This is a genomic window from Frankia sp. Hr75.2 (genome assembly GCF_949319125.1).
Classification (GTDB): Bacteria; Actinomycetota; Actinomycetes; order Frankiales; family Frankiaceae; genus Parafrankia; species Parafrankia soli.
The window spans coordinates 59447-69125 of sequence record NZ_CASGGV010000284.1; the positions used below are offsets into that span (position 1 = coordinate 59447).

Annotated in this window: 7 protein-coding genes; 2 read left to right on the forward strand and 5 right to left on the reverse strand. The window is 68.7% G+C overall.

Annotation, left to right across the window (positions count from 1 at the left end; genetic code table 11):
* The first annotated feature begins 15 nt into the window (after nt 1–15).
* Nucleotides 16–735, forward strand: a complete 720-nt coding sequence (locus tag AC559T_RS19290) for a carboxymuconolactone decarboxylase family protein (RefSeq protein ID WP_368672106.1) — start codon at nt 16–18, stop codon at nt 733–735.
* 126 nt (nt 736–861) lie between these two features.
* Here AC559T_RS19290 and AC559T_RS19295 read toward each other — a convergent pair whose 3' ends face one another.
* The 3 genes from AC559T_RS19295 to AC559T_RS19305 form a co-directional block, all read right to left on the reverse strand.
* Nucleotides 862–2049 (reverse strand): cytochrome P450, encoded by a 1188-nt coding sequence (locus AC559T_RS19295; RefSeq protein WP_498869632.1) that lies wholly within the window; start codon nt 2047–2049, stop codon nt 862–864.
* A gap of 58 nt (nt 2050–2107) precedes the next feature.
* Nucleotides 2108–3157 (reverse strand): LacI family DNA-binding transcriptional regulator, encoded by a 1050-nt coding sequence (locus AC559T_RS19300; RefSeq protein ID WP_498869633.1) that lies wholly within the window; start codon nt 3155–3157, stop codon nt 2108–2110.
* Nucleotides 3158–3264: 107 nt separating this feature from the next.
* Nucleotides 3265–3708, reverse strand: a complete 444-nt coding sequence (locus AC559T_RS19305; protein WP_498869634.1) for an SDR family oxidoreductase — start codon at nt 3706–3708, stop codon at nt 3265–3267.
* Nucleotides 3709–4393: 685 nt separating this feature from the next.
* Between AC559T_RS19305 and AC559T_RS19310 the strand changes: the two genes are divergently transcribed.
* On the forward strand, nt 4394–5959 hold the full coding sequence (locus AC559T_RS19310; protein WP_498869635.1) for an ABC transporter substrate-binding protein: 1566 nt from the start codon (nt 4394–4396) through the stop codon (nt 5957–5959).
* Nucleotides 5960–6201: 242 nt separating this feature from the next.
* On the opposite strand, the gene AC559T_RS19315 is transcribed toward AC559T_RS19310, so the two are convergent.
* Nucleotides 6202–7770, reverse strand: coding sequence for an ABC transporter substrate-binding protein (locus AC559T_RS19315; RefSeq protein WP_498869636.1), 1569 nt, complete (start codon nt 7768–7770; stop codon nt 6202–6204).
* An 88-nt stretch (nt 7771–7858) separates the two neighbouring features.
* Complete coding sequence (locus AC559T_RS19320; protein ID WP_498869637.1) at nt 7859–8725, reverse strand: SDR family NAD(P)-dependent oxidoreductase; 867 nt, start codon at nt 8723–8725, stop codon at nt 7859–7861.
* Nucleotides 8726–9679: the final 954 nt, after the last annotated feature.

Consider the following 9679-nt stretch of genomic DNA (forward strand, 5'->3'; position numbering starts at 1 on the left):
TGCTTCCGTGAGGTCATGACCGTCGAACCACCTGATGTGGCGACGCCCTTCGAGGTGGCGACCCGCGACTTCGTGTTCGGGGAGGTGTGGCGCCGGCCCGGTCTGAGCCGGCGCGACCGGCGGTGGGTCACCCTGACCTGTGTGGCCGCTGCCGACGCGCCCGAGCCGATCGACGCCCACGTCTACGCGGCGCTCAACAGCAGTGACATCGAGCTCGAGGCCATGCTGGAGTTCGTCCTCCATTTCGCCGTGTACTGCGGGTGGCCCAAGGCCTCTCATCTCGAGGGCGTGATAGTCCGGCAGTGGGCTCGCATCCAGCAGGAACAGGGCAGGTCAGCGGCCCCGTGGCCGTCGCTCGACAACGGCGGGCTCGGGCCCAACGACTGGGAACAGCGGCTGGAGCGAGGGGTCGAGGAGTTCATCGACGTGAATCTGACGCCGGCGCCGCGGCCCGAGACACCCTACCGTCACGCCGGAATCCTCAACTTCGTGTTCGGCCATGTCTGGCAGCGGCCGGGCCTCACCCGTCGCGAGCGCCGCATCATCACCGTCGCCTGCGTCGCCATCGACGACTCGCCCATGCCGTTGAAGACGCACGTCACCTCCGCCCTGCACTCCGGCGACATCACGAAGGTGGAGATGGACGAGATCGTTCTACAGTTCTCCGCCTACTACGGCTTCGCCAAGGGTGCGGCGCTGGGCGACACCGTGGAGGCGGCCGTGCTACCGGCGTAGACGAGGCGGCAGGGGTGCAGGCAAGGCTGTGGTGTCAGGCGGAGAACAACCTGGCGGGCCTCCCGACTACGGCGATGCCCTGACCTGGGTCGGGCATCGCCGAAGGCGTGGGGCCCGGCGTGACACCTAGACGATGATCGGCAGCTTCTCGTAGCCGCGCACGGTGCTGGTGTGCAGGCGCACCGTGTTGTCGTGGTCGACGTCCCAGGTCGGGAATCGGCGCAGGGTCTCCTCCAGCGCGATGCGTCCCTCCATGCGGGCGAGGGAGGCACCGAGGCAGAAGTGGACGCCGCGGCCGAGGGAGAGGTGCCTGTCGAACGTGCGCCGGATGTCGTAGCGGTCCGGGTCGTCGTACTTGCGATCGTCGCGCCCGGCGGAACCGGTGAGCAGCAGGACCTTGGACCTGGCGGGGATCTCGGTGCCGTGTACCTCGACGTCGCGGGTGGTGACGCGGCCCTGGACGGGGGACGGCGCCTCGTAGCGCAGCGTCTCCTCGACGGCGCCGCCCAGCAGCGACGGGTCGGCGGCCAGGTCGGCCCGCTGGTCGGGGTGGGCGGCCAGCAGGACGCAGGCCCAGCCGAGCAGCCGGGCGACGGTCTCCGTGCCCGCCGAGACGAGCAGCGCGGTGAAGTCCGTGGCCTCGCTGAGGCTGAGCCGGCGGGTGCCGTCGTCGGTGGTGATCTCCGCCTGGGTGAGCGCGGTCATCATGTCGTCCCGAGGGTTCTTGACCCGCTCCTGGATCTGCCCGTTGAGGTAGCCGTGGAACTTGGCCGTGGCGGCCATGGCCGTCTCGTTGAACATGCCCTTCTCCGGGTCCAGGTAGAACGTCCCGTCGATCATCTTGCGGACGTCCTCCCGGTCGGCGGGGTCGACGCCGATGAGCTGGGAGATGACCAGCGAGGGGAGCTGGGCGGCGAAGTCCTGCACGAAGTCGAACCCGCCGCTGCCGACCTGGGGGTCGAGCAGCTCGGCGCACAGGTCGCGGATGACGCCCTCGAGACCGCCGACGCGGCGCGGGGTGAAGGCCCGGGAGACCAGGACGCGCAGGAGGGTGTGCGTGGGCGGGTCCATGAAGATGATCTGGCCGGTGTCCCATGGTTCCGGCTTCATGAGCTCGAGGACCGTGCCGTACTTGGAGCTGTAGGCCGCGGGATCGAGGTGGGCCGTGTCGACGTCGGTGAAGCGGGAGAGCGCGTAGAAGTCGAACTTCTCGTTGTGGTAGACCGGCGCCTCGTCGCGCATCCGCTTCCACAGCGGGTGCGGGTTGACGTCGATCTCCTTGTCGAACGGGTCCCAGTACAGATCGTCCGTCACAGGGTGGGTCCTTTCGTCGTCGGTCCCGGGACGCACTGGTCGCGCGCGGGAAAGATCCTCATCCGGACTCCCTGCTGATCAGGTGTGGTCGCAGGGCGACCGCCATGTCCGGGTCCAGGTCCTGTCCGTCGAGTAGCCGTCGGATCGAGGACGCGACCACCCGCGCTATCGCCGGCACGTCGAAGGTGGTGGTGGTGATCGCGGGCCGCAGCGCGGCGCCCAGCGGGTGGTCGCCGGAACCGACCACCGCGATGTCCCGGGGAACCCCCAGGCCGGCAGCACGCAGCTTGTCGATGAGCAGGATGGCGAACTGGTCGCTGTTGGCGTACACCGCGTCCGGCCGGTGCTCCGGGTCGCGCCATCGGTCCACCACGGTCGCGATGCTGTCCGGGGACAACTCGCAGTCCACCCGTTCGACCGGCACGTTCCCGGCTGTCGCGACCTGCAGGACCGCGTCGTAACGCCGCTCGGGCACCTCCGCCAGCGCCCCCCGGGGCACCAGGCAGGCCAGGCGCCGGCAGCCCCGGGTGAGCAGGTGACGTGTCGCGAGGCTGGCCACCGCGGCGGGATCGAGGGGCACGGTGGGCGCGTAGGTCACGCTCGGGACGCCGGTGAGCAGAATCGCCCGCACGCCCGCACGCCGCAGCAGCTCCACGGCGGTCCGGGTACCGCGGGACACGTTGACGTACACCGCGGCGGGCCGAAGCTCGGCCCATGCGTAGGCTCCGCTCATCCCGGTGGTGGTGCGGTCGCCGTGCATCAGCAGGACCAGGTCACGCTTCGCGAGCTCCCGGTCGAGGTTCTCGAGGAACCTGTCCTGGCCGGGGACGGTCGTTGACCGCGACATGGGCACCAGGACGATGTTGCTGCGCCCGGCGCGCAGCGCCCGCGCCGACGCGTTCGGGGCGTACTGAAGCTCCCGCGCCGCCGCCAGGACCCGCTGCCGGGTCTGCTCGCTGACCGGGTGGTCGGTGCCGTTGAGGACGTGGGAGACCGTCGCCCGCGACACACCGGCGCGCCGGGCCACATCCGCGCTGGTGGGCCGGGCCGGCTCCGGCGCCGCGGTCGGGCCCGGCAGCCCTTCGCCCCGTCGATCCTCGAGCGGCACAGCTCGACCACCCTTCCTCGTCCCACGGCCCTGGCGGTCCGCGGGCGTGATCGATTTACACGTGTAACTGTGGCCGTACGTTACACGTGTCACCTCTCCGCCGCGGGCTATCGGCCGGGTGTTCCGAGGAGGGCGGCACGAACGCCTCCGTCGACGGGAACGTCGATCCCGTTGACGAAGCTCGCCGCGTCCGAGAGCAGGAACGCCGCCGCAGCGGCGACTTCCTCCGCGCGGCCCTCACGGCCCAGCGGGGTCAGCCGCACGAGCCTGTCGTTGGTCCCGCGCGCGGCCTCCTTGTGGCGTCTTCTCCGGGCTCTTCGTTGAGGTGGGGGACCGTGCGGCGGGAACCCTTCGGGGCCAGCCAGCGATACTTCGGCGGCGCGAATCGGAGGGCCCGCGTCGGGAGAAGGCATGACGCTTGTCTGGTCGGTCGTGCGGATGGCGGGCGCGTCATTCTCGGTGCGATTGCGCGGCGCCGAGGTGGGAGGGGCATCGGCCGAGCTGCCCGACATCCCGGGTGGGCCGATCGGCGACGGAGCGGGCCGGCTCATGCGGCTGGGGGTGCAGCGGCAGTGCCGGTCGCGGGATTGTGCCAGCCTCCTGGGCCGGCGGTCAGGACCGTGCCAGCGGGCACCGGACGGTCGAGGCGGTAATCGTGGCCGCACACCCCCTCCTTATGCGACTAGTGGTCGCTCATCAGTCGGTGAGTATGCGGGCGATGCTCGCATACTGTCAAGATGGAACGAGGTGGTCCTGTGACTTCTCCGTCACCGTTTGTGGCCGCCCTCCGGTCGCCCGTTCGTGACGATGGGGCAGCCGAGCTGGCTCCGCGACGCCTGCCTGTGCCTGCGGGCAGCCGGCTGACCGCAGGCGCAGGCGGTTGACGTCGCCCAGTCCCGGGTGCTTTGATCCCGTCCTCAACGGGTGAGGGGCGTCGGCCAAGCCGATCTCACTTCCTGACAGCGCTCGTCAGCCAGGGGATGTGGCTGGCGAACCAACCGTGCTCGTCCTCGAGGGGACGCCGCGCCGCGTGGCGCTCGCTGTTGCGCGGCTGCAATCGGGGTCCGGGGTCTGTCGGTCAGTAATGCTGTCGGATTTTCCTGTGTCGTGGTTCCGCTTCGCGGATCACGCTCTGAAAAGCTCGCCGCGACCGCGAGAAGGAATCACCCGCCGGCAGTCCTCTGTTTTCTCATTCCACTTCCATGCCACCTTTGAACGCCGACGGAAGGTCCGACCATGAGTCGCAGGACACGATTACTGGCCACGGCTGTTACATGTTGCGCCGCCCTTCTGTTAGGGGCCTGTGGTGGAGGCGGCGATTCCACCAGCCCGTCCGCGGGTGCCTCCGGCAAGCCGGTGGCGGGCGGCCACGGGCGAATCCTGACACTGAGCGATCTGCGCAGCCTGGACCCGGGGACGATCGGCAACGCCTACGCGAGCACAGGTGTCGTGGGCAACGCCCTGTACGGAACGTTGATGACCAACGACGAGGCGGGCGAGATCCGCTACCAGATGGCCGAGTCCTTCACCACGACGGACAACGGCCGCACCTTCACCCTGAAGCTGCGGCCCGGGCTGGTCTTCTCCGACGGCACTCCGCTCAATGCCGAAGCGGTGAAGTTCAACTGGGATCGGGTCAAGGACCCGGCCACCGGCTCACCCCACCGCTCGGAGGCGTCGATGATCGCCTCGACCGAGGTGGTGGACGATGTCACGCTGACGGCCACGATGGTCACCCAGGTGCCCAAGTATGCCCAGTCCGTCGTCACCTCGTCACTGAACTGGATCGCCTCGCCCGCGGCCCTGCGGAAGGGCGCCGCGGCCTTCGACGCCACCCCGATCGGCGCCGGCCCGTTCACGCTGAAGAGCTGGACCCGCCAGGCCGCCATGGAGCTGGTCAAGAACCCCCGCTACTGGGACGCCCCCAAGCCGTACCTGGACACCCTCACCTTCCAGGCCGCGCTCGACTCCAACCAGCGTTACAACACCCTGCAGACCGGGGGCGCGGACGTCGCCGTCGAGTCGAACCCCGTCAACTTCGACAAGGCCGACAAGGCCGGCCTGCCGAACACCGTGCTGGAGCTCAGTGGCGGGCTCTTCATGGCCATGAACACCCGCAGGGCGCCGTTCGACGACGTCCGCGCACGGCAGGCCGTCGCCGCGGCACTTGACCTGGACGCGCTGAACCTCGCCGCCTACAACGGAACCGGCACACCCGTCGACACGCTGTTCAGCAAGGCCTCGCCCTTCTACTCGGACACGCCGCTGCGCAAGGCGGACAAGGCCACCGCCCAGCGACTGTTCGACGAGCTGGCCGCGGAAGGCAAGCCGGTGTCCTTCGCCGTCTCCACCGCCCCCACCTCGGAGAGCAGGACGACGGCGGAGAACATCCAGGCCCAGCTCGGCACGTTCAAGAACGTCAGCGTCCAGGTCAAGATCATCGAGGTTGCCGACATCGTCTCGCTGCGCACGACGCACGACTTCGACGCGACCACGTCGTCAGCGTTCTTCCAGGACCCCGAACCACGGCTGTGGACGGCCTTCAGCGGCGACTCGCCGGCGAACCTTTCCGGGATCGCCGACAAGGCGCTCAACGACGCCCTGCTGGCGGGGCGGACAGGCGCATCGGAACAGGACCGCGAGAAGGCCTACGACACGGTCCAGCAGCGCCTCACCGAGCTGGCCCCGGTGGTCTTCTTCACGAGAGCGGAGCCCGGCGCCATCGCAGGCAAGGACGTCGGCGGCCTCGTGCAGTACGGCCTCGGCTCGCTCCTGCCCGAGGAACTCTGGATCCAGAAGTAGCCGCCCGCCCCGGACGTCGACCTGACGACTCGTTCCGGGTGCTGAGATCTCGAGATCCTGGGGAAAGACCGAACGGAGAGATGCCCGACGCGAAACAGGTGCCAGGCACATTCCTGTGCCTGGCACCTGATCGTCACGTGGGACGCATGCGCGGACGATCCGCTGGCGGTTCTGGCGCGTCGAGATGACGCCGGGTCAGAGAAACACCGCGTTTTCCTGGACGCCGCAACCGGGGTCCTGGGCTACTTCGCGATCCACAGATCCTCGGGTAGCAGGGAACCCGCACCGTACTGCACGATGCCGCCCACGTTCTTGCCCGTGATGACGGCAGGCGCCGACCGGGTGAGGAAGATGGCCGGCATCGCCTCGGTCAACCGTGCCTGCGCCGCGTCGTAGGCCGCCTTACGCTGCTCCAACGACGTCCCGGTCCGGCCGGCCAACAGATTCCTGTCGAGCTCCGGGTCCACGAGGCCGGGCATGTTCGCCGGCGAGTTCCCGGTGAAGTTCGCCAACAGCCGCGGCTCGGGGTCCTGGAAGGCCGCGGCGGATACGATCGCGTCGAAGTCGTGGGTCGTGCGCATCGCGCCGACCTGCGAGTAGTCGACGGTCGCGACCTCGACCTTGACGTTCTTGAAGCTGCCGAGCTGGGCCTGGACGTTCTCCGCGATCGCCCTGTTCTCGCTGGACGGATAGGTGGAGAACGTGAAGGACACGGGCTTGCCCTCGGCGGCCAGCTCGTCGAACAGTCGCTGGGCGGTGGCCTTGTCCGCCTTGCGCAGCGGCGTGTCCGAGTAGAAGGGGGAGTTCTTGGTGAACAGCGTGTCAACCACCTGGCCTTCGCCGTTGTAGACGGCGAGGTTCGGCGCATCGATGTCGAGCGCCGCGGCCACGGCCTGTCGGGCGCGAATATCGTTGAACGGCTCTCTGCGCGTGTTCAGGGCGATGAAGTAGCCACCGCTGAGCGGCAGGAGGTCGGTCGGCAGACCCGCCTTCTCGGCCTTGGCCAGGTTGATCCAGTTAGTCTCGACGGCAACATCGGCGCCGTCACTGATCAGGGTGTTGTAACGCTGGTCGGAGTCGAGCACCGCGCGCATTGTGATGCCGTCGAGGTAGGGCTTGGGTGCGTCCCAGTAGCGGGGGTTCTTGACGAGCCTGATCTCGGCCTGCCTGGTCCAGCTCTGCAGAGTGAAGGGGCCGGCGCCGACAGGGCTCTCGTCGAAGGTCTGCTGACCCTTCCGCAGGGCCGCCGGTGAGGCGATCCAGTTCATCGCCGAGCCGACGATCGCCTGCGCGTACGCGGTCACGGGAGTGGTCATCGTGACTTTCAGGGTGACGTCGTCGACTACCTCGGCCGAGGCGACCATCGCCGCTTCCGCCGCGCTGGGTGAGGCGCTGGCCGGGTCCTTGAGTCGGTCCCAGTTGAATTTCACCGCTTCGGCATTGAGCGGAGTGCCGTCGGAGAAGACCAGCCCGGGCCGCAGCTTCAGCGCGAAGGTCGCGCCACCGTCGGTCGTGGCGAAGGACTCGGCCATCGAGTACGCGACCTTGCCCGTCTCGTCCGTGGTCATCAGGGTGCCGTACAGGGCGTTACCCAGCACTGCGGTGATCGCGGCCTGGTTGCCGAGGGATGCAGGGTCCAGGCTGCGCGGATCGCTCAGTATGAGGATCCGGGCGGTACCCCCGGCCACCGGCTCACCAGAGGGACCCGCGGTTCCCGTGGACGGACTGGAATCCCCGCCTCCACAGGCCCCCAGGACGAGTGCGGCGCAGCAGGCAACAGCCGCGCCGAGTAATCGGCTCTTACGCATCATCAGTGACCTCCCGTTTTTCTCATGACAGAAAGAAGGCGGGGCCGCGGCCGACCAGCTGACGATGACCGCGCCGTCGACCTGTTCGGGTTCAGGTGGTGATCGCGGGTCGGTCGTCCAGTTCGATCCCGAGTTCCTTGAGCTCGCGCTCGGCCCAGAACAGGCGGCCGGTGTATTCCATGGGATCGGCACAGGAGGCGAAGTAGGCGAGCATGCGGGCGGGGACCTCCATCGGCACGGCCACGCTGTCGTCGAGGCCGGACTCCTTGACGCGGATGGCCGTGAGCTCGGTGGCGACCAGGCCCGGGTGCATGCCGATCACGGCGATGCCCTTCCGGGCGAGCTCGGGAGCCAGCACATTGCCGAGCCGGTCGAGCGCCCGCTTGCTGCAGTAATAGCCGGGCACCGCGAGGCTGAACCCACCGATGTTCTCGAGCTTGGGAAGCTCCTCCGGCTGGCGGAAGACCTCACCGCTGCCGGTGCTGAGGTTGATGATGCGCCCGCCACCGCGACTCTCCATAATCGGAGTCACCAGCTGTATGAGCGTGAAGGGCGCGTGGAGGTTGACCGCGAACTGGTACAGCCAGTCCTCACGCGTCAGCTCCAGAAATCTTTTCGACCAGATCTCGCCGGCGGTGGCCGCCGCGTTGTTGATGAGCACGTCGACGCCACCGAACCGCTCGACGGCGGCGTCGACCAGGCGCTCGAGATCCGCGGTCTCGGCCAGATCGGTCTGCACGGCGATCGCGCTGGCTCCCGTGTTCTCGATCTCGGTCAGCGTCTCGTTCAGGGTGCCGGGCAGTGTTCTGTCCGGCTCGACCGTTCGTGCGGCCAGGACCAGGTTCGCGCCGCGGCGGGCGAACGTCTGGGCCGCCTGCCTGCCGATGCCACGGCTGGCCCCTGTGATGATCACGACCTTGCCGGCCAGGTCGAGTTCCTCGTGTCGCTGCATCGTCATACGATCTCCGTCCTCTATTTGACCGATGTTCAAATGGAGGGTAGCGCGGCCCCATCGCGCGTCCCCGGTCCTCGCGGTCGAGGTGGCCGGGTTTCCAGAGCGTCGAGGGGTGTCGGTCGGACCCGGCCGAGGAGGATCACGAGGTCTTGCGTGTGCGCGAGGACGTCGGCCAGGACGTCGGGGGTAGTTCGGCGAGGCGGGCAGGTGTCGGGCGTCTGCCTACCGCGGTAGATCCGTGACGATCCGCTGGTCGTTCCGCGCGATGGCGTGACGCGGCGTGAGGTCGTGGCTGAGGCGGCGGAGGAAGCTGTCGCGGGCGCGTGTACCCCTTCGGGGGTCCTAGGCGGGCGGAGGGGACTCTGTGGCGTCAGGGCGGAGTGGGTGGCGACATCGCGTACCCGCCACCGCCACTTGGCGCACGGCGCGCTGCGCGCTGCGTCCCGGCCGAGGAAGGCCGGGCCGTCGAGCGGGTCGGCCAGGTCGAGGGCGTTCCTTCAGCGGAGCCGACGCGTACCCGGCCGGGGAGTCGGGGGTCCCAGCGACGCCCGGCACGATCGGGTGCCGCAGGATAGCTGTCTCCTTGATCCCGGAAAATCTACTCCCGCTGCAGTAGACATCGAGTTCTGTCCTGGGTAGAGTTCCTGTCGTAGCGAAGGAAGTCACATGGTCGCGGCAGACATGAACTGGCGCGAGCAGGGCGGTGGCCAGGGCGGGCCGCCGAGTACCACCGCGAAAGGTTCGGCAGCACCCAGTAGTTGACCTGTGTGGAGAGGGGAGCAGACGCCATCAGGATCGCCCGAGCGATGGTCTAGCTCGCTCGGTTACCGCAGGCCCCGGATTGGAAGGTGGTCCCCGGTCACGCATACGCGATCCCCGCACCCCGCCCTCTCGGGTGGGCATGCGGGTTCCAGAACCCGGCGCGTCTTGGCCGGTAGATGGTGTTGAACCCCCGGG

What these genes read in the sequence shown, in the direction of transcription:
- AC559T_RS19305 (WP_498869634.1), bottom strand. Translation starts at nt 3,708, where the DNA reads ATGAGCCGGCCCGCTCCGTCGCCGATCGGCCCACCCGGGATGTCGGGC.
- AC559T_RS19290 (WP_368672106.1), top strand. Translation starts at nt 16, where the DNA reads ATGACCGTCGAACCACCTGATGTGGCGACGCCCTTCGAGGTGGCGACC.
- AC559T_RS19320 (WP_498869637.1), bottom strand. Translation starts at nt 8,725, where the DNA reads ATGACGATGCAGCGACACGAGGAACTCGACCTGGCCGGCAAGGTCGTG.
- AC559T_RS19315 (WP_498869636.1), bottom strand. Translation starts at nt 7,770, where the DNA reads ATGATGCGTAAGAGCCGATTACTCGGCGCGGCTGTTGCCTGCTGCGCC.
- AC559T_RS19310 (WP_498869635.1), top strand. Translation starts at nt 4,394, where the DNA reads ATGAGTCGCAGGACACGATTACTGGCCACGGCTGTTACATGTTGCGCC.